We start from the raw sequence: 23,520 nt of genomic DNA, 5'->3' as shown, positions 1-23,520 counted from the left end.
GGTACCGCCAAGCGTGCAGCCCCCAGTGCAGCGGTCGTTCCGGAGGCAGCCTACACCGTCTGCGCCGCCGCCACCCGCGCCGCGGCGCTCGTCGCCGGCGTCCAGTCCGTGTTCCACGTCAGCAGCGGGCGCACCACGCCCGGCATACGGCCGCCGTAATCGCCGCGCGCCGTGGTGCCGTCCAGGCTCTCGACGATGCGGAAGGCCACGGCGTTGTCCTCGTTGCAATGCACGATCGGCTCGCCGGGGCTCATCGTGACCACACAGGCGCTCAGCGCGTAGCCGCAGTCGCTGAGGAAGTTTCCGGGGATCCAGACCGTGCTGGTGTAGCGTCCCGGCGCCCGCGGACCGCGCCGCCAGGGCTCGCCCTGGTCGTAGGCGACGAAGACCAGCGTGCCGCTGTCGTTGTAGAGCTGGATGCCGGGCGCCAGCACCGTCCCGGCGCAGAGCACGTCGTACGCCAGCTCCACGCCGACGGCGTCGCGCACGTCGATGCTCATGCCGGCATCGCCGTCCACCGTGCGCAGGCGCACCGCGCGCAGGCGCACCACGTCGTCGCCCGGCGCGTCGGCCAGGTCCGGCCACTCGCGCGAGGCTGTAGCCACCTGGCCGGAGCGCAGGTAGTAATCCACGGCCTCGCCGGCGGGGCCGTCGAAGATGTGCCGTCCCCGCTGCAGCACGACCGCCCGCCGGCACAGGCTGGCCACCGCACCCATGTTGTGCGAGACGAAGACGACGGTGCGGCCGCTCTCGGCCACGTCGTGCATCGTGCCCAGGCACTTCTTCTGGAAGTCGGCGTCGCCAACCGCCAGCACCTCGTCCACCAGCAGGATCTCCGGCTGCAGGTGCGCGGCCACGGCGAAGGCCAGCCGCACGTACATGCCGCTGCTGTAGCGCTTTACCGGCACGTCGAGGAACGGCCCGATGCCCGCAAACTCCACGATCGCGTCGAACTTGCGGTCGATCTCCCGGCGCTTCATGCCCAGGATCACGCCGTTCATGTAGACGTTCTCGCGCCCGGTCAGCTCGGAATGGAAGCCGGCGCCGGCCTCCAGCAGGCTGCCCACCCGCCCGTAGAGGCGCACCCGGCCCGCGGTCGGCCGCGTGATGCGGCTCAGCACCTTGAGCAACGTGCTCTTGCCGGCGCCGTTGCGGCCGATCAGCCCGACCACCTCGCCCGCATGTATGTCGAGCGAGACGTCTTTCAAAGCCCAGAACGTATCGGTTGCCGTGCGCTGGAAGGGGTGTCGCGCCTTCTGCACGATCGCCTCGCGCAGGGTGGTCGCCGCCTGGCCGTTCGGGGCGATCTGAAACGCCTTGGAGATGCCGCGGATGGAGACGGCGAGATCGCTAGACGACATCCGCGAACCTCCGCTCCAGCTTGCTGAAGATGAACGCCCCGAGTACCAGCGCCACGACCATGAACACCCCCGCGTAGGCGATGTTGCCCCAGAGCAGCGTGCCGCGATCGAACAGCGACCAGCGCATGCCCTCGATCAGCGGCGCCAGCGGATTGATCAGAAAGTACGTGCGCAGCGTCGGCGGAATCGCGCTGGCAGGATAGGCGATGGGCGAGGCGTACATCAAGAAAGTCAGCAACACCGGCAACGCGTACTTGACGTCGCGGTAGGTCACCATCCAGGCCGACATCCACAGGCCAAGGCCGAAGGCCAGCCCGATCAGCATCAGCAACCAGACCGGCAGCAGCAGCAGGCCCAGTCCTGGGTGGATGCCGTTCACGGCGAAGAGCACGGGCAGGAGCAGGGCGGTGATCGCGAAGTCCACAAACGTGGAGAGGATCGTGGACAGCGGCAGCACCAGGCGCGGGAAGTAGACCTTCGACAGCAGCCCCGCATCCACCACCAGCGAGCTGCTCGCCTTCATCAGCGTGTTGTTGAAGGCGTTCCAACCGAGCATCCCGGCGTAGACGAAGACGAAGGCCGGCACGCCGCCGCTGGGCACTTTGGCGATCTGCCCGAAGACGATGGCCAGGATGAACGACGGCACCACCGGCTGGATGAAATCCCAGATCACGCCCAGCGCCGTCTGCCGGTAGCGCAGCTTCACGTCGCGTCCGGCAAGGGTGGCGAGCAGGTCACGGAAGTGCCAGAGTTCGCGCGGGTCGAGGATCTGCCAGGAGGCGCCGGGGCCGATGTCCTGGTATGGCCTGGTTGCCTGTCGCAACGGCCGCTCCGTCTGCAGGGTGGCATGCATCTCCCGGTAGTGTAGCGGGAGCGGCAGGCAGGCACCACCCATCCGCGGCGGCGGGCGAGCCTCGCCCGCCGCCGTGCGACACCCCGGAGCACGGAAGCGATCAGTAGGCGCCCCGCGCGCTGATCACGGCGGGCACGGTGCGCAAGACAAGGCCGCAGTCGAACAGAAAACCGGCGCGGCGCACGTACTCCAGGTCCATCTGCATGCGTGCGGTCTCGCCCACCAGGCAGCGTCCGGACACCTGCCAGATGCAGGTCATCCCCGGCTTGACCGCCAGCCGGCCCCAATCGAGCGGCCCGTACCGTTCGACTTCTTCAGGCGACTGCGGGCGCGGCCCCACGATGCTCATCTCACCGCGCAGCACGTTGATGAACTGCGGCAGTTCGTCGATGCTCGCCTTGCGCAGCCAGCGCCCCACCCGTGTGACGCGGGGATCGTCCGGCGTCTTGAACACGGGGCCGTCCATTTGATTCTGGCAGAGCAGCTCGTGCCGCTGCTCGTGGGCGCCCTCGATCATCGTGCGAAACTTGTAGCAGGTGAAGGGCTCACCGTCTTTGCCGATCCGTATCTGCCCGTAGACCACCGGCCCGCGCGAGCTGAGCCGGATTAAGACGGCCGCGAGCAACCAGAGCGGCAGCGAACCGACCAGCAAAAGCATGCCAAACACCAGGTCAAAGCAGCGTTTTGAGAATGCATAGCCAGGGCGGCCGTGGATCCGCCGCACCACCGCTTGCCGTGGGGCTGCACCGGAGCCGGCTTCATGCTCCAGCACGCTGTCGAACGCGGCGGCGTCGTAGGCGCTCACCTTCACCTGCACATCCTGCATCGTCACCCCATCCGGCTGCCGGCGTTCGCGGAATCCAACGATGAAATGCTCGTGCCCGGCAATTCATCTCTCCGCCGCCCGGCAGATGTTCCGCCGGCTGGCCACGCCGCACCGGCGATCGAAGGCGACGGCAGAGTCGCCGACGCCAGGGAGGCACAGTACTCCTTGCGCGGATGAGCGCCACGCCATCACGCTACTCGATCGCGCCCTGGCACTTCAATGCGCCCATACCGCCTGCTAAGCATAATCTCAGCTATCACCAGCGAGACAGTGCCCCCGATCGCCCGCCTTCCGCCCTCTGCACGCCGCGCCGGCACGCCGCGTTGCACCACACATTCCCCTTCCCCGTTCCCTGCTCCCTCATCCGTTCACTCGCCGCGAACTTCAACGCCGGCCAGCTGCTCCAGCGCCTTCACCAGCGCCTGGTTGCCCTCGTCGGCGAGGCCGGCTGCCTCCAGCGCCGTGTAGAGCTGGTGCACCAGCGCCGTGCCCGGCAGCGGCGCTCGGGCGCTGCGGCCGGCCTCCAGCGCCAGCTTCAGATCCTTCTGCTGCAGGCCGATCTTGAAGCCGGGCGCGAAGTCGCGCTTGAGCACGCGCGGCGCCAGGTTGGAGAGCGCCCACGAGCCCGCGGCGCCGGCCGAAACCGCCTCCAGCATGCGGTCCACGCTGATGCCGGCCTTCGCCGCCAGCACCAGCGCCTCGCTCATCGCCAGGTTGTGCAGGCCGACGACCACCTGGTTGCAGAGCTTCACCGTCTGCCCCGCGCCCGCCGGCCCGCAGTGCACAATGCGCTTGCCCATCGCTTCGAGCACGGGCCGCACCTTCTCCAACGCCCAGCCCTCGCCGCCGACCATGATCGAGAGCGTGCCCTCGATCGCGCCGCGCTCGCCGCCGCTCACCGGCGCGTCGAGCAGCGTCACATCGCGTTCCTGCAAGCGGGCGGCGATGGCGCGCGTCACGTCCGGCGAGATCGTGCTGCAGTCGATCACGATCGTGCCCGGCTTCGCCCCCTGGAGCACGCCCTGCTCGCCGAGAATCACGGCCTCGACATCGGGCGAGTCGGTCACGTTGGTGATCACGACGTCGGCGTGCTCGGCCACCTCGCGCGGCGCGCCGGCGCGCCGCGCCCCGGCAGCGATCACCTCGTCGAAGCGCGCGTTGGCGCTGCGGTTCCAGGCCGTCACGGCAAAGCCGGCCTTGAGCACGTTCAGCGCCATCGGCCGGCCCATGATCCCCAGCCCCACGCAGCCGATGCGCAGCGCTCCGTTCTCGCTCATAACGTCTCCTTCTCCTCGTCTCCAGGGTTGGGCCGTGACCGCGCCGCGTCCCGTTCTGCGCCGCGCTCAGCCGCCGGGAATGCTCTCCAGCTCGCCGGCGCCCGCGCCCGCGTCCTGCTGCCGCGCGATGAACGAGGTGATCGTTTCCATCAGCTCGACGTGGTGCTCGCGATGCAACGCGTGGCCCGCGCCGTGGAAAATGCGCAGCTCGGAGCCGCGGATCAGCCGGTGCAGCTCATACGCATGCGCAACGGGCACCACGTCGTCCTCGTCGCCGTGCAAAATCAGCGTGGGGCAGCGCACGCGGTGGAGGCGATCGGCGACGATCATGCCGCCGGCATCGAGCACGCGGCCGTAGCCGCTCACCATGCGCTCGAGCAGACCCGGCCAGTTGAGCGGCCCCTGCGCCCGGGCGTAGCGTTCGCGCGTCGATTCCGGCCACGCCTGCCAGTTGCTGACGTTGCGCCACAGCCCCCGCTCGTGCGGCAGAATGCGGCCTTCCGCGCCCCAGACGCAGAGGGTACGCACCAGTTCCGGCCGGTCGGCGGCCACGATCAGCGCCACGACCGAGCCGTCGCTCCAGCCGCAGAGGTGCGCGGGAACCGCGTCGAGCGCTTCGAGCAGCGCGGCGGCGTCGCGGCCGTCCTGGCCGTAGAAGTCGCCCTCGAACAGCCGCGGCGGGGAGGAGGCGCCGTAGCCGCGCATGTCGGGGGCGATCACGCGGTAGCGCTGGCTCAGCCTGGCGATCTCACGGCGGAAGTGCAGCAGCGCCGTGCCGCCGCCGCCGTGCAGCAACAGCAGCGGCTCGCCCGAGCCGGACGCTTCGTAGTGAAACGTGGCGCCGTTGACCTCGACCTCGGGCATGGGCACGTTCCCCGTCCGCGCCGGCGCGGCCGCGCGGCTTCAGCCGTTGGAGAGCTCCTTCGCATGACCGTTGGCCCGCGGGCAGATGTGCACCGGCTCGTCCATCACCGCGCCGCAGAGTGGACACTTGGGCCGGCCCGCGTTGACCACGGCGTCGATCTCGCGGCTGAGCGCCCGCGCCTGCGCCAACGAGAGGCGGCCGCTCCAGGCTGCCGTCTCCGGCTCTTCGGCCTCGGCGTTGTAGGCGAAGACCACGAACTCGCTGCGGCCCTCGTCGAAGCCAAGGCCGAGCTGGCCGCAGCGGAAGTCCACATCGGCGCGGGCGGGCACGTCGCCGCCGCCCAGCAGCGGCGCCGGCCGTTCGCGCAGCGCCGGCCGGCCGAGGCGTACGATCTGCTGCTGCAAGGCGGTGCCCAGGGCGCTGAGCTGTTCTTTCTCCATCCAGAGCGAGGCGTAGCGGCCGCTGCCGCGGGCGACGAGGCGGAAGGTGCGTTGGCCCGGCTGGCCGACTGCCTCCGCGCCCACCCCCTCCACCAGCCCGAAGTCGTTGCTGCTCTCCGCCATCCGCCCCCTCGCGCGCCGGCCGGCGGCGCAGGGCCATTATCGTTTGGCCCCCGGTGAGGGGCAATCGACCGTGCGGCCGGGGTACCGCGGCGTCACAGGCGAACCGCCACGCGGCGCCCTCGCGTGGTCACGGCTCGCGCTCGTAAAGCGGGCGCACGCCGGCCATGCCGAGCTGCCAGGCGCCGGCTTCGTGCAGCACCGCGTTCGCCGCGTCGCGCTGGGCCGCGCTGTAGCCGTTCTCGGCCGTGCCGTAGACGGCGAGCAGATACTCCGCCACCGCCTGCATGAACGCTTCGCCGTCCACGGCGATCGGCGTGCCGTCCTCGGCCTCGCCCTCCCACTCGAAGCGCGCCGCGTTCCAGCGCACGGCCTGCCTCCCGCTGCTGCTTCGGCTATGCTAACGCCGGCGCCCCAACTCCCGCCGGAGCCGGCGCGTGCTCACTCATGCCTCCCATCTCGCGAAAACCGCCGGCCGGGCGCCGCGCTGGCCCGCGCTTACCCTGCTGGGCACGCTGGCGGTGCTGGTGCTGACCTCGGCCGGCAGCTCCGGCGCGGTGAACAGCGTCACCTACCATGCCGGCTGGAACCTGGTCGGCGGACCAGACGGCACGCGCTATGCCGGAGCCGACGGCCCGATCTTCACCCTGCAGCCAGGCGACACGGCCTACGAATCGCTTCCGGCGGGCACGCCGGCCGTGGCAGGCGCGGGCTACTGGGTCTACTTCGGCGTCTCGCGCAGCGTGCCGTTGCCCGACGGCCAGCCGTTTGTCACCGTGCAACTGCCGCCGGGTCAATGGGTGCTGGTCGGCAACCCGAGCGGCCTGCGCACCGCCCCGGTGAGCGGCGCCGACGCGCTCTTCACCTTCGACCCCGGTCGCGGCTACCACGCGGTCAGCTCGCTGCTGCCCGGCCAGGGGGCGCTGGCCTTCAGCCAGGACGGCGCCCTGCTGACGATCGGCATCGCCGATGCTAGCGCCGGCGAGCAGGAGCCGGAGACCGCGGACATCCCGGTCGGTCCGGTCGGCTCGCTGGATGATGCGGGCTGCCGCACGGGCGATGTGCTCGCCGGCGTCTGGAAGCCGTCGCGCCTGCAACTCATGGACGCCTGCCGCAGCGTGAGCGGCACGGTGGCCAGCGTGCGCGTGGAAGCCGACGGCGACTACCACGTCAACATTCGGCCCGACGCCGGCTACCAGGAATCCCTGAACCAGCGCAACGTGACCGTGCAGCACGGCGGCCTGGTGGTCGAGGTGATCCCCGCCGACCAGGCGCTGGTGGCGCCGCCGCGCACGGGCGAGCATGTGCAGGTCACCGGCGCCTTCGTGCTCGACCGCGATCACGGCTGGCTGGAGATCCATCCGGCCTGGATCATCACGGTAGGTGACAGGTGACAGGTGACAGGGAACAGGAAATAGAGGGCGTAGGGCGGACGGCCGGTCAGAGCTGGTCGGCGATCTGCGCCTGGGCTTCGGCCGAGGTGCGCACCGGGATCACTTCGAACTGGCCGACCTCGCCCCACGCGTTCGTCCACTCGTCGAAGAGTGCCGGGTCGTCGGTGCGCATGAGCTGGAAACAGCGCCAGTAGTCGAGGTCCACCCAGCTCTCGATATATTCGAGGCCGGCAGGCAAGCGGCGGCCGTGATCACGCAGGTTGCGGTAGATTCCCGCCGCCGCGCCCTCGGCAAAGTGCTCGATCACCATGTACAGCATCGCCCACCGAGGTTACAGGTTACAGATGGCAGGTAACAGGCGACAGGGGAGGGCGCAGGGTGTAGGGACGGCGGGGTCCTGTCCCTGTTCCCTGTTCTCTATTCCCCAGATTCCCTAGCCTCGCGGCATGCCCAGGCCGCGCGTGGCGATGATGCCGCGCTGGATTTCGCTGGTGCCGCCGCCGATCGTGGTGGCCGAGGCGGCCAGGTAGTGGCGCGGAATGCGGCCGTGCAGCGGCGCAGCCGTTGAGGTCGAGCCGGCCAGGTTGCCCTGCAGGCCGAGGATGCGCATACCCGTGGCGGCGATGCGCTGGTCCAGCTCGCCGTTGTAGAGCTTGGCGATCGAGGCCTCTTTGTTGGGAATCAGGCCGCGGCGCTGCAGCGAGATCACCTGGTAGGAGAGCAGACGGCCGATCTCCGCTTCCACCGCGCGCTCGGCCAGCTCGGCGCGCTGCACCGGCGTCAGCATGCGCCGGCTCTCGCGCACCCAGTCGGCGAGATCGCGCACGATCAGCGCCATCGAGGTCGAGGCGGCGATGCTGCTGCGCTCAAAGTCGAGCGTCGTGGCGCCGATGTACCAGCCGCGGTTCTCCTCGCCCAGCAGGTTCTCCTTCGGCACGCGCACGTTGTCGAAGAAGACCTGGTTGAAGCTGTGGTCGTCGAGCATGTTGACCAGCGGCTGCAGGGTGATGCCCGGCGTCTTCATCTCCAGCAAGAAGTAGGAGATGCCCTTGTGCTTGGGCGCGTCCGGGTCCGTGCGGGCGAGCAAGATCATCCACTGCGAGTGATGGGCGCCGCTGGTCCAGATCTTCTGGCCGTTCACCACGTAGTCGTCACCGTCGCGTACGGCCCGCGTCTGCAGGCTGGCGAGATCGGAGCCGGAGCCGGGCTCAGAGAAGCCCTGGCACCAGGTCTCGTCGCCGCTGACGATGCGGGGAAGAAAGCGCTGCTTCTGCTCCTCCGTGCCGTAGAGCATAATCGTCGGGCCGGCCCAGCCCACGCCGATGCCGCCGACGCCGGGGGCGCGGTGCAACGCCATCTCCTCGTTGAAGATGAACTGCTGGCCGATGTCCAGCCCGGCGCCGCCGTACGCGCGCGGCCAGTGCGGCGCCAGCCAGTGCCGCGCGGCGAGCTTGTGCCGCCACTCGCGCATCGGCGCGCTCTCCAGTCCGCGGCCGCGGCGGGTGTTGAAAGAACCCCACTCCGGCTCGACGTGGCGCAGCGCCGCCGGCAGCTCCGCCTCGATGAAGCCGCGCACCTCGGCGCGGAAGGCCGCATCCGGCGCTGAATCGCGAAACTCCACGGCGGCGCCTCCTCGCGGGCGAAACAACGCCCGGCAACCCCGATCATGGCGGCATCGCGCGGCCCTTCGCAAGCGGGGCGTGTCGGCGGAGCCGGACACGCCGGCCAATCCAGGCGCCGGCCGCACGCTCTCGGAAGCAGAAACGCGCTATCCTGCCTGCATCATTTGCGCCACCAATTGAAAACCCGCACGGCGCCTACGCCGGAGGAGAAGTCCTATGCTCACCGACGTCGAGACGTTTCTGCGCTACTTCCGGGCCGTGAACCGCCGCGCCATGCGCGATGTCGGCACCTTGCCGGCCGCGGCCGCGAGCTGGCGGCCGCCCGCCGGTGAAGGCGAAAACGCCTGGGACATCCGCCAGCTCGTGGCGCACATGTGCGGCTCGCGCCTCTACTTCGCCCACGCCTATCTGAACGAGGGCTGGACCGCCGTGCGCTGGCCCGAGGACCTGCACGGCCAGGCGAGCTGGGTGCCCGCGCTGGAGCACTCCTGCGAGCAGTTCTGCGAGCGGCTTTCCGGCACGCCGAACGAGTGGCTGGAGCGGCGCATCGAGCTGATCGACACGCCCAGCGCCACGATCGCCGGCTGGCGGGCGCTGCTGATGATGGTCGAGCACGACATCCATCACCGCTCGCAGATCGACACCTACGCGGGCCTCAACGGCTGGCCGGTGGCGCAGATCTTCGACCGCACCTACGAAGCCGTGGCCGCGCAGCGCGACGATCAACTGCGCAAGCACGGCCGCGCCTGAGCGGAGCCCCGCCGTGGGTTGCGGCTGCCGCCGCGCGGTCAGTGGCTGAAGCAGGCGAAGGGGTCGCCGTACACCGGGCTCGGCGCGCCCATCGGCACGTTCATGCCGTAGGCGCCGTTGGTGCAGAGGATCCCCTCCGGCAGGCCGTTCTGCTGGCCGCGCGGGGGAGGCTGCGGCACCACGCCGCCCGTGTTGGGATTACGCGGCGCGCGGCTCAGGATCGAGTCTCTTCCATGGGGTTCACCTCCCCTGTCTATCAGTGTGTATCAGTGCCGCATGGCGCCCCTCCCTTGAAGCGAGACCGGCGCCGGCGCCCTTTGCAACCGTAGTTTCCCAGAGCCGCCCGGTCGACGCGAACGCCGGCAACGTTGCCGGTTGCCTCAGGCTGCCGGGCACGGTACACGTTACTGGGGCAGGCCTTGCTTCCCGCACCGAGATCGACCGCGCGCCGCCCACGGGGCGTTCCCGCGTGGGTGGAGTCCAGCGATGCCCTCCGGCGAACTCGCCGGCGAGCTGGCCGCTATCGCCAGCGCCGCGCTGTGGGCCTTCTCCAGCCTGGCAATGGCGGGCGTCTCGCGGCGGATGCCGGCGATCGCGGTCAGCGCCCTGCGCCTCGTCTTCGGCGTGATCTTCTACGTCGTGCTGCTGCTGGCCACGGGCCAGACCGGCGATCTGCTGCGGCTCAGCCCCGCAACCGCGCTGGCCCTGGGCGCAAGCGCGATCCTGTCGCTGGGCTTCGGCGATACGCTCTACATCTACGGCATGCAGGCGATCGGCGTCAGCCGCGCCTCACCGATCAGCGTGACGTCGTATCCCGTGCTCACGCTGGCGCTCGCCTGGGCGCTGCTGAGCGAGACGGTTTCGCTGCGCACGGCGATGGGCACGGCGCTGGTGCTGGGCGGCATCGTGTTGATCGTGGCGCGCCCCGGCGGAGCCGCGGCCGTGCCCGAGGTAGCCGAGGTTGAGCCGCTGTGCACGCACACGGTATCGGGCGCCGCGGCGCCCGTGCAGCTCGCGCAGCGCCGGCAACAGGGTGTCTCGGCCGCGGGGCTGGCGCTCGTGCTGATCGCCGCGGTCGCCTGGGCGCTCTCCACCGTCTGGCTGCAGACGCTCACCGCCGACGCGAGCCTGCTGGTGGTCAACAGCGTGCGTGTGCCCGTAGCGCTGCTGCTGATCGGCGGCGTGGCCTGGAACCGCGGCCTGCTGCGGCCGCGCAGCTACCGCCGGCAAGACCTCGCCCTGCTCGGCGCGGCGGGGCTGGTGGGCAGCGGCCTCGGCTCCCTGCTCTACGTCTACGCGCTCAAAGAGGCGGGGGCGGGGCGCAGCGCCCTGCTCAACTCGCTCTCGCCGCTGTTCGCGCTGCCGCTGGCCGCGATCTACCTGCGCGAGTCGCTGACGCGGCTGACGATGGCTGGCACGGCGCTGGCGCTGGGCGGGCTGTGGCTGGTGATCGGCTGAGCCTCAGTCCGCACGGACCCGCAACGCCGGCACGGCCGAAACACGCTCCCAGACCCCGGCGGCCAGGCTCTCCAGCGATGCCGTACCGTCGAGCACCAGCCAGCGCTCCGGCTCGGCCGCGGCCAAACGCAGATACGCCTCGCGCACGCGCGTGTGAAAGGCCAGCGTCTCGCCGCCGATCGCGTCGCGGCCCTGCTCAGCGCGCTTGCGTTGCAGTCCGATCTCCGGCGGCACATCGATCAGCACGGTCAGCGCCGGCCGCAGCCCACGCGTCGCCACCGCGTTCACCAGCTTCAAGCGCTCGACATCGAGGCCGCGCCCGCCGCCCTGGTAGGCCAGCGTCGAGTCGTCGAAGCGGTCGCTGATCACGGCGGCGCCGCGTGCGAGCGCGGGCAGGATCAGCTCGGCCACGAGTTGGGCGCGCGAGGCCTCCATCAGGAACAGCTCGGCCAGCGGGTCGAGCCGCTGCCAGTCGCCGCCGGTCAGCTCACGGTGAAAGCGCCGCGCCAGCGCCGGTTTGCGGGCGAGCGCCCGCAACTGCTCGCCGATCGGCGTGCCGCCCGGCTCGCGCGTGAGCACGACCTCGCGGCCATGCTCGCGCAGCCGCTCCGCCAGCAGCCGCGCCTGCGTCGATTTGCCGCTGCCTTCGCCGCCCTCGAAGCTGATGAAGGGGAGGAGGCCGGGCAGTGGGGCTTGTTCGGTCACGGGGCGTTGCACCTCGTGAGCAGGATACGCGGGATATCTCGCCGAGCGCAGCCGCCGGCGCGCGGTCCGGTGAGGTACGGTGATGAGGACCCGGAAGCAGCCATGCCGCCCGCTGAAGGCCCGCGGCGGGTATGATTTCAGCCGACACCCGCGCCAAAACGGAGCGTTCCAGCACCACGGCCGAGGCACAGGGGATGAACGGATGACAACCCAGAACGACTTCAACGAGCGCATCATCGCGGAGTTCCGCGCCAACGCCGGCCGCGTGGGCGAGCCCTTCGCCGGCGCGCCGATGCTGCTGCTGACGACGACGGGCGCGAAGAGCGGCACGCGCCGCACCACGCCGCTCGTCTATCTCCCCAGCGACGGCCGCTACGTGATCATCGCCTCCAAAGGCGGCGCGCCGAACCACCCGGCCTGGTACCACAACCTGGTGGCGCATCCCGAGACCACGATCGAGGTCGGCACGGAGACGATCCCGGTCAAGGCCACCGTGCTCACGGGCGAGGAACGCGACCGCCTGTACGCCGAGCAGGCGCGGCTGCGCCCCGCCTTCGCCGGATACCAGGCCAAGACATCGCGCCGGATTCCGGTCGTCGCGCTGGAGCGTCGCGCCGGCTGACCGCGCCTTCGCACCCGCTCTCGCTCACTCCGCCTGGCCGGCCGCCTCCCGCCGTCGCACCCGGGCCGGCCGCGCCGCCACGGCCGCGGCCTTCTCGGCCCGCGCTTCGAGGCGGGCGATGCGGGCGAGCAGCGCCTCGCGGTCGGCGGCGTTGGCGGCGCCGTAGCGCAGGTGGTGGCGTTCCAATAGCGCCAGCGCCTGCCGCGTGCACTCGATCGCACCACAAAAGTCGCGGGCCGCGCGCTCGTGGAACTTGGCCAGCTCGACGTAGGCGTAGAGCTGCTGGTTGCGCGGGCGCGCGATCACCGCCTGCCAGAGCTCGACCGCCTCCTCCCAGCGGCCGAGCTTGCGCAGGAGCAGGGAGAGCCGCCGCTCGCAGTCGTGCCGCAGGGCCGGACCCAGGCCGATCTCCAGCGCCGCGCGGTAGTTGGCGATCGCCTCGGCCGCCAGGCCGTCGGCTTCGCAGGCGCGGCCCAGTGCCAGGCGGTCCTCGGCGCAGCGGGCGCCGTCGCCGCCGAACAGGTCGCAGAGGTGCGCCTGCAGCGTCACCAGCGAGAGCACGTCCAGCGCGTTGTGATCGAAGACGGGCTGCACCGCGCGGAAGCGGCGCGTGCGCACATAACGGAAGTAGAGCGCAGGGATCTCCCAGCTCGGCACGTCTTCCACCCGCGTCAGGCCGAGCACCTGCTGCTCAAGCTCGCCTAGCCGGCAGGAGCCGAAGCGGTCGCGGTAGATGCGCCGCGCCGGGTGCAGCAGGTCGAGGTGCGGCAGCTCGCGCACGTTGGGGCCATGCGCCTTGCCGCGCAGCAGGCCGTTGATCGTGAAGCGCGTCTCCAGAAGCGGCAGGTCGAAGCTCTTGCCGTTGAAGGTCACGACCGCATCGAAGGCGGGCAGGTAGTCGGCCAGCGCCCGCAGCAGCGCCGGCTCCTGGCCGAAATCGGTCTGGAAGTACTGGCGCAGGCGGAAGCCGCCGTCGCAAAAGTGGCCGATGCCCACGAGAAAGGCGTACGTGCCCGTGCCGCCGGAGAGGCCGGTCGTCTCCGTGTCCAGGTAGAGCACCCGCTCCGCGGCGATGCCGTCCAGCGCCGGGTTGCGGCCGATACGCGCCACCACGGCGCCGCGCACCGCCAGCGTGCGCCGCAGGGGAATCGCGCCGTGCAGGTGGTCCAGCTCGAAGCGCTGCTCGACGATGAAGATGCGGCCGTCCGGCGTATCCTGCCAGAAGCCGGGCATCAGCTCGGCGATGTCCGGGGAGGACGCAGGGCGTGGGGCGTAGGGCGCAGGGTGACGGGTGATCGGCGGCGCGGCGGGGAGGGCGCCGAGGCCGCGCAGCTTCTCCCGCAGGGAGCGGCCGGGCGAGGTGACAGATGACAGGTTACTGCTGACAGGTTCGTCCATGTGCCGAGGAAATAGGAACGAGGAAATAGGAAATAGTGATGGTTAGCCGCTCTTCGTTCCGCTTTCCTTGTTCCTCGTCTCCTTTGTCCCTCTTCCCTGTGCTGAGGAAATAGGAAACAGTGACGGTTAGCCACTCCTATTTTCTATTTCCTTCATCCTCTTTCCTCGTTCCTCGCTCGCGCGGGCGAGCAGCGCCAGCGCCGCCGCCTTCGGGTCGCCGGAGAGCTCGTTCGCCGGGCCGACGCAGGACGGGCAGCCGCTCTGGCAGGGACAGGCGCGGGCCAGGGCGCGGGCCGCGGTGAGCAGGCGTTCGTGCTCGGTGTAGAGCCGGTCCGAAAAGCCGACACCGCCGGGGTGGTTCTCGTAGAGAAAGACGGTCGGCGCGCCGCTGAAGGGCGACTTCACCTGCGCCACGGCGCGCACGTCGCGCGGGTCGCAGAGCAGGAAGAGCGGCGCCACGTTGACCAGCAGGTTGCCCACGGCCCAGAGCCCGCCCTGCAGCTCGTCGCCGCGCAGCTCGCCCGTCGCCTCGGGACCGAGCGCGAACCAGTAGGCCGCGGTGTGCAGGTCCTCCTGCGGCAGGTGGATCTTGCCCCAGCCGACGTTCTCGTGCGTGTCCAGCTTGATCTTCTTGAAGACCGTGGCGACGAAGCTCAGCGCCACCTCGCCGTGATAGCGCGTCGCGGCGCCGGCCTCGCCGCTCTCGAACGCCTCCAGCACCTTCAGATCGACGGCCAGGTTGGCGTCGGTGTAGTAGTCCACGTCGACGCGATGGACGTACGCCTTCTTCTCCTCCCAGTCGAGGCGATCGACGTGATACTGCTCGCCGCCGTGCATGTAGATCGCCTCATCGTGGATCAGCGTCGGCGCGGAGGGTCGGTCGACCTCGCCGATCACGCGCGGCTTCGGCCCGCCGTCCGGTCCGGGCGGCCCCTGCCCGGTGTCGATCACCACGAAGTTGTCGATCGCGGCGCTGCGCAGGCTGATCGACTCGGCTGGAAACGACTCCGCGCTCCAGTGGTAGCGGTCGCCGGAGCGGTAGAGCACCTCTTCATCCGCCAGCAGCTCCAGCAGCTCCGCCGTCTGCGCCCCGAACTGCTCGTCGGCGGCGAAGGGCAGCTCGAAGGCGGCGCACTTCAGGTGGCTGGACAAAATGATCAGGTTGTCCGGGTTGATGCGCCCCGCCTCCGGCACGCCCTCGAAGACGAACTCCGGGTGGGTGGCGATGTACTGGTTCAGCGGGCTTGAGGTGGCGACGAGCACGGCGAAGGAGAGCGTGCCGCGCCGCCCGGCCCGGCCGAACTGCTGCCAGGTGCTGGCCAGCGAGCCGGGGTAGCCGTGCAGAACGGAAGCTTCCAGGCCGCCGATATCGATGCCCAGCTCCAGCGCGTTCGTCGCCACCACGCCGCGCACGCTGCCGTCGCGCAGGCCGCGCTCGATCGCGCGGCGTTCCAGCGGTAGATAGCCGCCACGGTAGCCGCGCACGCGCTCCGGCGCGCCGGGGAGCTGCTTCAAGGCGCCGCGCAGATACGTCAGCAAGACCTCGACCGAACTCCGGGAGGGCGAGAAGACGATCGTCTGCGCGCCGGAACGCAGCAGCTCCGAGGCGATGCTGCGCACGGCGAAGGCCGAGCTGCGGCGGATGCCGAGCTGGCGGTTGACGACCGGCGGGTTGTAGATGGCGACGATCTTCTGGCCCGACGGGGCGCCGTTGCGGTCGATCAGCTCGACCGGCGCGGCGAGCAGCGTCTCGGCCAGCTCGCGTGGGTTGGCGATCGTGGCCGAGCAGCAGATGAAGACCGGGTCGGAGCCGTAGAAACGGCAGATACGCCGCAGCCGGCGGACCAGGTTGGCCAGGTGGCTGCCGAAGACGCCGCGGTAGGTGTGCAGCTCGTCGATCACGACGAAGCGCAGGTTCTCGAACAGCTTCACCCACTTGGTGTGGTGCGGCAGCACGCCGGTGTGCAGCATGTCCGGGTTGGTGACGACGATGTGGCCCGCCGAACGCACGGCGCGGCGGACCTCGCCGGGCGTGTCACCGTCGTAGGTGTGGGTCTTGATCTCGGCGCCCAGGGCGTCGATCAGGCTGTGCAGCTCGGCGTACTGGTCCTGCGAGAGCGCCTTGGTGGGGAAGAGATAGAGCGCCCGCGCCTCCGGGTCGTCGAGCATGGCCTGCAGGACGGGCAGGTTGTAGCAGAGCGTCTTGCCGGAGGCGGTGGGCGTGACGACGACGAGGTTGCGGCCGGCGTGCGCCGCCTCGGCCGCGGCGCGCTGGTGGCTGTAGAGCGAGGCGATGCCGCGCGAGCGCAGCGCCTCGGCCAGCCGGGCGTCGAGCCAGTCGGGAAAGCCGGCAAACTCGGCGGCGCGGGCGGGCAGCGTGCGCCAGGCGGCGAAGTTGCCGGCGTGCTCGCGGCCGGTGCGCAGGCGTTGCAGCGTCTCGAGCAGCGCCACCGCGCAGCCTCCCGCAAAGGCGCACACCTGTTCGCCATTCGCTCCGCATCGTACGAGCGGCTGTTATGGGATGTCAATGCGAGGGCATACGGCGAAGGGCGCGGGCGCATTCAGAAGATGATGAACAGCCCGGCCAGCAGCAGCAGCAGGCCGCTGAGTCCGATGATGTAGCCCAGGTGAACGGAGGTGTCGATGACCTGATTCCGCAGGGCGACGTGAAGCAACAGGCCGGCAAGGCCCGCGACTACTCCCGTGATCGTTAAGCTGGCGCCGAGCCCGGCACGCGCCTCGCGCCAGCGCTGCCACGCCGACGGTGGGATCCTCTGCGCCGTCGCAGACCGCTTCTCGTCAGCCCTGGCACCGTTGGGATGACCGGCGGGCGGATCCTGCTGCGGCAACGGCGGCACCCGCGCCGTAAGCTGGGCGATCACCTCGGCCTGGTGTTCGGTGAGTCGACGCAGGAAGGCGACCTCGTCCCGCAGTTCTTCGATCAGCCCCTCCTCTATCGCGTCCATGCCGTTCAGACTACGCCCGCGCGGAGACCATGTCACCGGATTGCGCCCGCGATGAGCATCGACACGACGAACGCGACTTGACATATTGGCCCGACATGCGCCGGCTGCGCGGCCGGGGCCGCGCGGTGTATGCTCCAGCCGCGGGCCGGCTGACCGGCGGGGCAAGCGCCACCCGCCTCGGCCCTCCGCCCGAGCGAGGTGCAGCATGACGGACGAACTCTGGCGGCTCGACGCCACCGCGCTCGCCGCGCTGATTCGCGGCGGCCGCGTCAGCGCCCGCGAGGCCGTCGCCTCGCACCTGGAACGCCTGCAGGCGGTGAATCCGCACATCAACGCCGTGGTGCGCGTGCTCACCGACGAGGCGCTGGCGCAGGCCGATCAGGCGGACGCCCGCCGGCGGGCCGGCGAGGCGCTCGGCCCGCTCCACGGCGTGCCCGTCACCACCAAGATCAACTCAGACCAGGCCGGCTGCCCCACCGACAACGGCGTGGTGAAATTCAAGGACCTGATCGCCACGGAGGACAGCCCACAGGTGGGCAGCCTGCGCCGCGCCGGCGCGATCGTGATCGGCCGCACGAACGCGCCGGCGATGTCGATGCGCGGCATGACCGAGAACCGCCTGCACGGCCGCACGCTGAACCCCTGGAACCCGGCGGTCACCTGCGGCGGCTCCAGCGGCGGCGCCGGCGCTGCGCTCGCCGCCGGCATCGGCGCCATCGCCCAGGGCAACGACATCGGCGGCTCGATCCGCTGGCCGGCCTACTGCAACGGCGTCGCCGGCCTGCGCCCCAGTCCAGGCCGCGTCGCTTCCTTCAACGCCACGGCCACGGCGCCGCGGCGCATGTCCGGCCAGCTGATGGCGGTGAACGGGCCGCTGGCGCGCAGCGTGCGCGACCTGCGCCTCGCCCTGGCGGCGATGGCGGTGCGCGATCCGCGCGATCCGCTGTGGACGCCGGCGCCGCTTACAGGTGAGCCGCTGTCCCGGCCACTGCGCGTCGCGATCGTGGCCGAGCCGGCCGGCATCGCGGTGCAGCCGCCCGTCGCCGCGGCCGTGCGCCGGGCGGGCGCCTGTCTCGCCGCCGCCGGCTGGCAGGTCGAGGAGATCGAGCCGCCCGACCTGAAACGCGTGGCGGACCTCTGGCACCCGATCGGCCTCTCCGACCTGAACGCCTCGCTGCGGCCGCTGCTGGCGGAGATCGACGACCCCGGCCTGACGCAGTTCATCACCAACTGGTGCGAGCTGAAGGGTGGTGCCGGCCTCGATGAGTATCTGCTGGCACTGGCCGAACGCGACACGCTGCTGCGGCGCTGGCAGCTCTTCATGGAGACCTATCCGCTCATCGTCATGCCCGCCTGCGGCGAAGTCGGCCTGCCGGCCGACGCCGACACCCAGGGCACTGCCGGCGCTCTGCGCATGCTCGACGCGCTGCTCTTCCAGCTCACGCTGCCCGTGCTCGGTCTGCCCGGCCTTGCCGTGCCGGTCGGGGAGCACGGGGGACAGCCGCTGGGCGTGCAGATCGCCTCCCGCCGCTACCGCGAGGACCTCTGCCTCGACGCCGGCGAGATCATCGAGGCGCACGAGCCGCCGCGCACGCCGATCGACCCGCGCGGCTGAGCGGAACGCCCGGCGCGGCTGCCAGAGAACGAAGCGCGAGGACGGCGATGGCCACGAACGGCAGCGGGAACGAGACACAGGCGGCGCTGCCCGCGCGCGCGATCGTGATCCTGCTCGACAGCCTCAACCGGCACATGCTCGGCGCCTACGGCGGCACAGAGTTCGCGACGCCGAACCTCGACCGCTTCGCCCGGCGGGCGCTGACCTTCACGAAGCACTACACCGGCTCGCTGCCCTGCATTCCCGCGCGCCACGACCTGCTCTGCGGCGCCCTCGACTTCCTCTGGAAACCCTGGGGCTCGATCGAAGTCTGGGAGCAGGCGATCACGCTCTCGCTGCGCGAGGCGGGCGTGACGAGCCTGCTGATCTCCGACCACCCGCACCTTTTCGAAGTCGGCGGCGAGAACTACCACACCGACTTCTCCGCCTGGGAGTACGAGCGCGGGCACGAGTCCGACCCCTGGAAGACGCGGCCCGATCCCTCCTGGCTGGGCGCGCCGCTGTTCGGCCGCAGCTTCATGCCCTACGACAACTCGCGCGGCTACTTCCGCGACGAGGACGACTTCCCCGGCCCGCGCACGATGCGCGCCGCTGCCCGCTGGCTGGACCAGCACGCGCCGCCCCACGATCGCTTCTTCCTCTTCGTGGATGAGTTCGACCCGCACGAGCCCTTCGACACGCCCGAGTCCTACGCCCGCCGCTACGACGAGAGCTGGCAGGGGCCGCACCTGATCTGGCCGCCCTACGCCGTCGGCGCCGTCGCGAAGGGCATCATCAACGACCGCCAGGCGCGGCAGCTCCGCGCCCAGTACGGCGCCAAGCTGACGCTGATCGACGCCTGGTTCGGCCGCATGCTCGACGCCATCGACCGGCGGGCGCTGTGGGAAGACACCGCCGTGATCGTGCTCACCGACCACGGCCACTACCTGGGCGAGAAGGACATCTGGGGCAAGCCGCGCTCGCCGCTCTACGAGCCGCTGGGGCACATCCCCCTGCTGATCGCCTGGCCGGGCGTGGCGCCGCACGACGTCGCCGCCCTCACCACCACGGCCGACATCTTCGCCACCCTCTGTGCGATCTTCGGGGTCACGCCCGCACAGCGCACGCACGGCGTCTCGCTGCTGCCGCTGATCGAGGGCCGGGCGCGGCAGGTGCGTGACTACGCCCTCGCCGGCGTCTGGGGGCGCGAGGTGAACCTGATCGACGGCGAGCTGACGTACGGCCGGGCGCCGGCGGGCGCCAACGCGCCGCTCTCGCTCTGGTCGAACCGCTGGACGACGATGCCGGTGCCCTCGCAGCCGCGGCTGCGCCTGCCGCCGCCCGACGAACGCGCCGCGCTCGATCACATGCCGGGCACGCGCATCCCGGTGATCCGCCAGCCGTTTCAGGCCGGCGACCTGCTGCCCTACTGGGCGGCCGGGCCGTTCAGCGGCAACCAGCTCTATCATCTCGGCAACGACCCCGCCCAGGAGGAAAACCTCGCCGGCACGCCGCTGGAGCGCGACTACGCCGACCGCCTGCGCCAGGCGCTGCAGGCGATCGAGGCGCCGGACGACCAGCTCGTGCGCCTGGGCCTCGCCTGAAGACGCCAGCCGGCCGCGCGCGCCGGCCACATATCCGGCCGGCGCAAGTTGTGGCGGGCCACCGATGCGTTGCATGCTGCGCTGCAGAGATGATCGTCGCACCCGCGCTACGACGCCGTAGCGCGGGCGCATCGCTTGAGCCGCAGAGAGGTGCAGCATGGCCTCGATCTGGGTCGATTTGCTGGGGGCGCGGGTGCGCTTCGACGGCCGCAAGTATCCCGGCCGCTTCCTTGAGGCCGGTTCGCCCAGGGCCGAGCCGCTGCTGCTGCTGCACGGCGGCGGCGGCCACGTCGAGAACTTCAGCCGCAACTTGATGCCCTACGCCCAGCACTTCCACGTCTTCGCGCTCGACTGCGTCTGGCACGGCCTCGGCCCGCAGCCGCCCTTCAACCCGGAGCTGATCCCCACCTACGTCGACCAGGTCGTGGACTTCCTTGACTGGCAGGGCATCGCCGCGGCCAACATCGAGGGCCAGTCGATGGGCGGCTGGACGGCGCAGCGCCTCGCCTACGAGCACCCCGATCGGCTGCGCAAGCTGGTGCTGACCACGGCCCAGGGGTTCAAGCTGGCGCCGGCGCCGGGCAGCGAGCCGGCGGCAGCCACTCCATCGCGCACCGCCGGCACACGCCAGCTTGCCTACCTGGATGACCCGAGCTGGGAGAACATCCGCAGGCGCATGCTGCCCTTGCTCGCCAACCCCGACCGGCTGACCGACGAGCTGATCGCCCTGCGCCAGAAGCTCTACAGCAACCCCGCCACCAACGCCTCCCTGCGCCAGGTCGTAGCGCACTACGGCGGCGGGCCGGAGCTGCCCTCGCAAAAGTACCTGATGACCGAGAAGGAGCTGGGCCGGATCACGGCGCCCACACTCGTCTACTGGGGCGACCACAACATGGTGCCGCCGGCGATGGGCGAGCGGCTGGCCGCCGCGATTCCCGGCGCCTGCTACTACTGCGCGGAAGACACGGGCCACTGGGCGCAGTTCGAGCACGCCAACGAACACAACCGCGTCGTCCTGCGCTTCCTCACCGGCGACGCGACGCTGGAGCCGCTGAGGGTGGACGAGGAGACGAGAGAGGAAATAGGAACGAGGAACTAGGAAATAGCATGAAGGAAATGGAAAATAGGGGGACGATGGCGCGGCCAGGTGCTCCCTATTTCCTATTTTCTCGTTCCTACTTCCTGGTTCCCTGCCCCGAGGCTCGAACCACTACCGCGCTACTGCACACCACGGAGAGGTCTACATCGTGACCACAGCCGAGCACGCGGCCGGCCCCTTCCTGCACGCCCGCTGGTACGGCACGCCGATCAAGCGGCGCGAAGACCCGAAGCTGATCACCGGCCACGGGATCTTCGTGGACGACATCACCCTGCCGGGCATGCTGCACATGGCCGTCGTGCGCTCGCCCTACGCCCACGCGCACATCACCGCGTTCGACGCCGCGGCCGCACGGGCGATGCCCGGTGTGGTCGAGGTGATCACCGCGGACGAAGCCAAAACCACGATCCCGCCCTTCCCGCCCAACCCCGGCCCGAAGCAGCCGCCGCGCTACCTGATCGCCCGCGACATCGTGCGCATGGTGGGCGAGCCGGTGGCCGTGGTGCTGGCCGAAACCCGCGCCCAGGCCGTCGACGCCGCCGACACGATCGCGATCGACTACGATCCGCTGCCGGCGCTGGTCGACGCCGAGGCGGCGCTCGCGCCGGACGCGCCGCAGCTCTGGCCCGACTTCCCCGGCAACACACTGATCCGCGACCAGCCGGCGGGCAGCGGCGAGATCGACGCCGCCTTTTCCGGGGCCGACGTGATCGTGCGCCAGCGCATGACCTGCCCGCGCCTGGCGATCTGTGCGATCGAGACGCGCGGCGTCGTGGCCGCCTTCCAGCCCTGGGAGAACTCGCTCACCGTCTGGAGCACGACGCAGGCGCCGCACCGCATGCGCTGGGTGCTCTCGCGCCTGACCGAGCTGCCCGAAGGCCGCATCCGCGTGATCGTGCCGGAGATGGGCGGCGGCTTCGGCGCCAAGGGCAACACCTACAACGAAGAGACGATCGCCTGCCTGCTGAGCCAGCGGCTGGGCCGGCCGATCAAGTGGATCGAGACGCGCAGCGAGTCCTTCTCCACCACGCAGCACGGCCGCGGCCAGGTCGGCTACGTCGAGCTGGCGGCGAAGCGCGACGGCACGCTGCTCGGCTTCAGGCTGCGCGTGATCGCGGATCTGGGCTACACCTGCAATATGATCACCGCCGGCTGGCCGCACCAGACCGTGCGCCTCGCGCCGAACGTCTACCGCTTCGACGCGGCACACGTGCTGCTCACCGAGGTCTTCACCAACAAGCCGCCGACCGGCCCCTATCGCGGCGCCGGCCGGCCCGAAGCCGTCTACTTTATGGAGCGCGCGATCGACCTGCTGGCGCGCGAGCTGCCGATGGACCCGGTCGAGCTGCGCCGCAAGAACTTCATCCCCGCCGACGCCTTCCCCTTCACGACCGTCACCGGCCTCACCTACGACAGCGGCGACTACCGCAAGGCGCTGGATACGCTGCTGGAGCAGTGCGACTACGCGGCGCTGCTGCGCGAGCGTGACGCGGCCCGCGCCGCGGGGCGGCTGGTCGGCCTCGGCCTCTCCTGCTACGTGGAGAGCACCGGCGGCCAGGTGGGCGGCTGGGAGTATGCCTCCGTGCGCGTGGACCGCACGGGCGCGGTCGCGATCGCCACCGGCATCTCGGCGCACGGCCAGGGCCACCAGACCACCCTCTCGCAGATCGCGGCCGAGGTGCTGGGCGTATCCATGGACAGCGTCACGATCCACGAGGGCGACACGGCCCTCGTCGCCGAAGGCACCGGCACGATGGGCAGCCGCAGCATGGTGATGGGCGGCTCCGCCGTCTACCTGGCGCTGCGCCAGGTCGAGGAGAAGATGCGCCGCATCGCCGCCGACATGCTCGACGCCAGCCCCGACGATCTGCGCTTCGTCAACAGCCGCATTGAGCCGGTGGACGCGCCGGACCGCGGCCTGCGCTTCGCCCAGGTCGCGGCGCGGGCCTACGGCGGCGCGGCCGGCGTCGAACCGGGGCTGGCGGCCGAGACGTTTTACCAGGGCGAGGGCACAACCTTCCCCTTCGGCGCGTATCTGGCGATGGTCGAAGTCGACCGCGACACGGGCGCGATTCAGTTCCTGCGCTTCGACGGCGTGGACGACTGCGGCCCGGTGATCAACCCGCTGATCGTCGCCGGCCAGGTGCACGGCGGCATCGCCCAGGGCGTGGGCCAGGCGCTCTTCGAAGAAGCGGTCTACGACGAGAGCGGCCAACCGATCGCCGGCAGCTTCCTGGACTACGCCATCCCGCACAGCGAAGACCTGCCGCGCCTCTCGATCGGCCACACGGTCACGCCCTCGCCGATCAATCCGCTGGGCATCAAGGGCGTGGGCGAGGCGGGCACGATCGGCAGCGTGCCGGCGATCGCCAACGCGGTGATGGACGCGCTGGCGCCGCTGGGCATCCGCCACATCGACCTGCCGCTCACGCCGCTGCGGGTCTGGAACGCGCTGGCGGGGAGGAACGAGGAAATAGGAGGAGACAGGAAATAGAATGAAGGAAATAGGAAATAGCCGGCGGACCTCGCGCTCGTACCCCTCTTTTCTATTTCCTCGTCCCGATTT

22 protein-coding genes and 1 pseudogene are annotated in these 23,520 nt (G+C 70.6%); 8 read left to right on the top strand and 15 right to left on the bottom strand.

Translation table 11 applies throughout. The annotated features are described in order from the left end of the window. Positions 1 to 50: 50 nt before the first annotated feature. The 8 genes and pseudogenes from VKV26_21610 to VKV26_21575 all read right to left on the bottom strand — a co-directional run bounded on the left by VKV26_21610 (position 51) and on the right by VKV26_21575 (position 6,112). The gene (locus VKV26_21610; protein HLZ72511.1) at positions 51 to 1,361 is read right to left on the bottom strand and encodes a polysaccharide ABC transporter ATP-binding protein; all 1,311 of its coding nucleotides are present in this window, start codon (positions 1,359 to 1,361) and stop codon (positions 51 to 53) included. After that, positions 1,351 to 2,184: an ABC transporter permease gene (locus VKV26_21605; protein ID HLZ72510.1), complete on the bottom strand. Its 834-nt coding sequence runs from the start codon at positions 2,182 to 2,184 to the stop codon at positions 1,351 to 1,353. Before VKV26_21605 ends, VKV26_21610 begins: the two co-directional genes overlap by 11 nt. Positions 2,185 to 2,314: 130 nt before the next feature. Then, the gene (locus VKV26_21600) at positions 2,315 to 3,040 is read right to left on the bottom strand and encodes a sugar transferase (GenBank protein ID HLZ72509.1); all 726 of its coding nucleotides are present in this window, start codon (positions 3,038 to 3,040) and stop codon (positions 2,315 to 2,317) included. Positions 3,041 to 3,408: 368 nt separating this feature from the next. Then, a complete protein-coding gene (locus VKV26_21595) occupies positions 3,409 to 3,840 on the bottom strand; it encodes an NAD(P)-dependent oxidoreductase (GenBank protein HLZ72508.1) in 432 nt (143 codons plus the stop codon). Further along, a pseudogene (locus tag VKV26_21590) lies at positions 3,826 to 4,347 on the bottom strand (NAD(P)-binding domain-containing protein). The gene VKV26_21595 and the pseudogene VKV26_21590 overlap by 15 nt, the downstream one beginning before the upstream one ends. A gap of 36 nt (positions 4,348 to 4,383) precedes the next feature. Next, complete coding sequence (locus tag VKV26_21585; GenBank protein ID HLZ72507.1) at positions 4,384 to 5,181, bottom strand: alpha/beta hydrolase; 798 nt, start codon at positions 5,179 to 5,181, stop codon at positions 4,384 to 4,386. 39 nt (positions 5,182 to 5,220) lie between these two features. Beyond that, a complete protein-coding gene (locus tag VKV26_21580) occupies positions 5,221 to 5,745 on the bottom strand; it encodes a DUF3090 family protein (GenBank protein ID HLZ72506.1) in 525 nt (174 codons plus the stop codon). 127 nt (positions 5,746 to 5,872) lie between these two features. Next, positions 5,873 to 6,112, bottom strand: a complete 240-nt coding sequence (locus VKV26_21575; GenBank protein ID HLZ72505.1) for a hypothetical protein — start codon at positions 6,110 to 6,112, stop codon at positions 5,873 to 5,875. A gap of 67 nt (positions 6,113 to 6,179) precedes the next feature. Between VKV26_21575 and VKV26_21570 the strand changes: the two genes are divergently transcribed. Continuing rightward, positions 6,180 to 7,136, top strand: a complete 957-nt coding sequence (locus VKV26_21570; GenBank protein ID HLZ72504.1) for a hypothetical protein — start codon at positions 6,180 to 6,182, stop codon at positions 7,134 to 7,136. A gap of 46 nt (positions 7,137 to 7,182) precedes the next feature. Here the strand turns inward: VKV26_21570 and VKV26_21565 are convergent, their stop codons facing one another. Both VKV26_21565 and VKV26_21560 read right to left on the bottom strand, forming a co-directional pair. Next, positions 7,183 to 7,446, bottom strand: coding sequence for a DUF3303 family protein (locus VKV26_21565; protein HLZ72503.1), 264 nt, complete (start codon positions 7,444 to 7,446; stop codon positions 7,183 to 7,185). Between the two features lie 123 nt (positions 7,447 to 7,569). Next, positions 7,570 to 8,757: an acyl-CoA dehydrogenase family protein gene (locus VKV26_21560; GenBank protein HLZ72502.1), complete on the bottom strand. Its 1,188-nt coding sequence runs from the start codon at positions 8,755 to 8,757 to the stop codon at positions 7,570 to 7,572. A gap of 217 nt (positions 8,758 to 8,974) precedes the next feature. On the opposite strand from VKV26_21560, the gene VKV26_21555 reads away from it, so the two are divergent. Then, on the top strand, positions 8,975 to 9,508 hold the full coding sequence (locus tag VKV26_21555; protein HLZ72501.1) for a DinB family protein: 534 nt from the start codon (positions 8,975 to 8,977) through the stop codon (positions 9,506 to 9,508). A 38-nt stretch (positions 9,509 to 9,546) separates the two neighbouring features. Here VKV26_21555 and VKV26_21550 read toward each other — a convergent pair whose 3' ends face one another. Next, positions 9,547 to 9,687 (bottom strand): hypothetical protein, encoded by a 141-nt coding sequence (locus tag VKV26_21550; GenBank protein HLZ72500.1) that lies wholly within the window; start codon positions 9,685 to 9,687, stop codon positions 9,547 to 9,549. A gap of 307 nt (positions 9,688 to 9,994) precedes the next feature. Between VKV26_21550 and VKV26_21545 the strand changes: the two genes are divergently transcribed. After that, complete coding sequence (locus tag VKV26_21545) at positions 9,995 to 10,966, top strand: DMT family transporter (protein ID HLZ72499.1); 972 nt, start codon at positions 9,995 to 9,997, stop codon at positions 10,964 to 10,966. A 3-nt stretch (positions 10,967 to 10,969) separates the two neighbouring features. On the opposite strand, the gene tmk is transcribed toward VKV26_21545, so the two are convergent. Next, on the bottom strand, positions 10,970 to 11,671 hold the full coding sequence (tmk, locus tag VKV26_21540) for a dTMP kinase (protein ID HLZ72498.1): 702 nt from the start codon (positions 11,669 to 11,671) through the stop codon (positions 10,970 to 10,972). Positions 11,672 to 11,873: 202 nt separating this feature from the next. Here tmk and VKV26_21535 point away from each other — a divergent pair, with 202 nt between their 5' ends. After that, positions 11,874 to 12,293: a nitroreductase family deazaflavin-dependent oxidoreductase gene (locus VKV26_21535; GenBank protein ID HLZ72497.1), complete on the top strand. Its 420-nt coding sequence runs from the start codon at positions 11,874 to 11,876 to the stop codon at positions 12,291 to 12,293. Between the two features lie 24 nt (positions 12,294 to 12,317). On the opposite strand, the gene VKV26_21530 is transcribed toward VKV26_21535, so the two are convergent. The 3 genes from VKV26_21530 to VKV26_21520 form a co-directional block, all read right to left on the bottom strand. After that, positions 12,318 to 13,691, bottom strand: a complete 1,374-nt coding sequence (locus VKV26_21530) for a ribonuclease H-like domain-containing protein (protein ID HLZ72496.1) — start codon at positions 13,689 to 13,691, stop codon at positions 12,318 to 12,320. A 126-nt stretch (positions 13,692 to 13,817) separates the two neighbouring features. After that, on the bottom strand, positions 13,818 to 16,136 hold the full coding sequence (locus tag VKV26_21525; GenBank protein HLZ72495.1) for a DEAD/DEAH box helicase: 2,319 nt from the start codon (positions 16,134 to 16,136) through the stop codon (positions 13,818 to 13,820). Between the two features lie 116 nt (positions 16,137 to 16,252). After that, positions 16,253 to 16,657 (bottom strand): hypothetical protein, encoded by a 405-nt coding sequence (locus tag VKV26_21520; GenBank protein ID HLZ72494.1) that lies wholly within the window; start codon positions 16,655 to 16,657, stop codon positions 16,253 to 16,255. A gap of 205 nt (positions 16,658 to 16,862) precedes the next feature. On the opposite strand from VKV26_21520, the gene VKV26_21515 reads away from it, so the two are divergent. The 4 genes from VKV26_21515 (at position 16,863) to VKV26_21500 (ending at position 23,448) form a co-directional block, all read left to right on the top strand. Continuing rightward, positions 16,863 to 18,272, top strand: a complete 1,410-nt coding sequence (locus tag VKV26_21515; GenBank protein ID HLZ72493.1) for an amidase — start codon at positions 16,863 to 16,865, stop codon at positions 18,270 to 18,272. 47 nt (positions 18,273 to 18,319) lie between these two features. Continuing rightward, entirely contained in the window at positions 18,320 to 19,855 is a 1,536-nt protein-coding gene (locus VKV26_21510; GenBank protein ID HLZ72492.1) for a sulfatase-like hydrolase/transferase, read from the top strand. A gap of 157 nt (positions 19,856 to 20,012) precedes the next feature. Then, positions 20,013 to 20,954 carry an alpha/beta hydrolase gene (locus VKV26_21505; GenBank protein ID HLZ72491.1) on the top strand — a complete coding sequence of 314 codons (942 nt, stop codon included), beginning with the start codon at positions 20,013 to 20,015 and terminating at the stop codon, positions 20,952 to 20,954. A 148-nt stretch (positions 20,955 to 21,102) separates the two neighbouring features. Further along, entirely contained in the window at positions 21,103 to 23,448 is a 2,346-nt protein-coding gene (locus tag VKV26_21500) for a xanthine dehydrogenase family protein molybdopterin-binding subunit (GenBank protein ID HLZ72490.1), read from the top strand. The last annotated feature ends 72 nt before the right edge of the window (positions 23,449 to 23,520 follow it).

This window comes from Dehalococcoidia bacterium (assembly GCA_035310145.1).
Classification (GTDB): Bacteria; Chloroflexota; Dehalococcoidia; order CAUJGQ01; family CAUJGQ01; genus CALFMN01.
The sequence above is the reverse complement of the archived record's forward strand: the minus strand, read 5'-3'. Positions and strand labels throughout refer to the sequence as shown.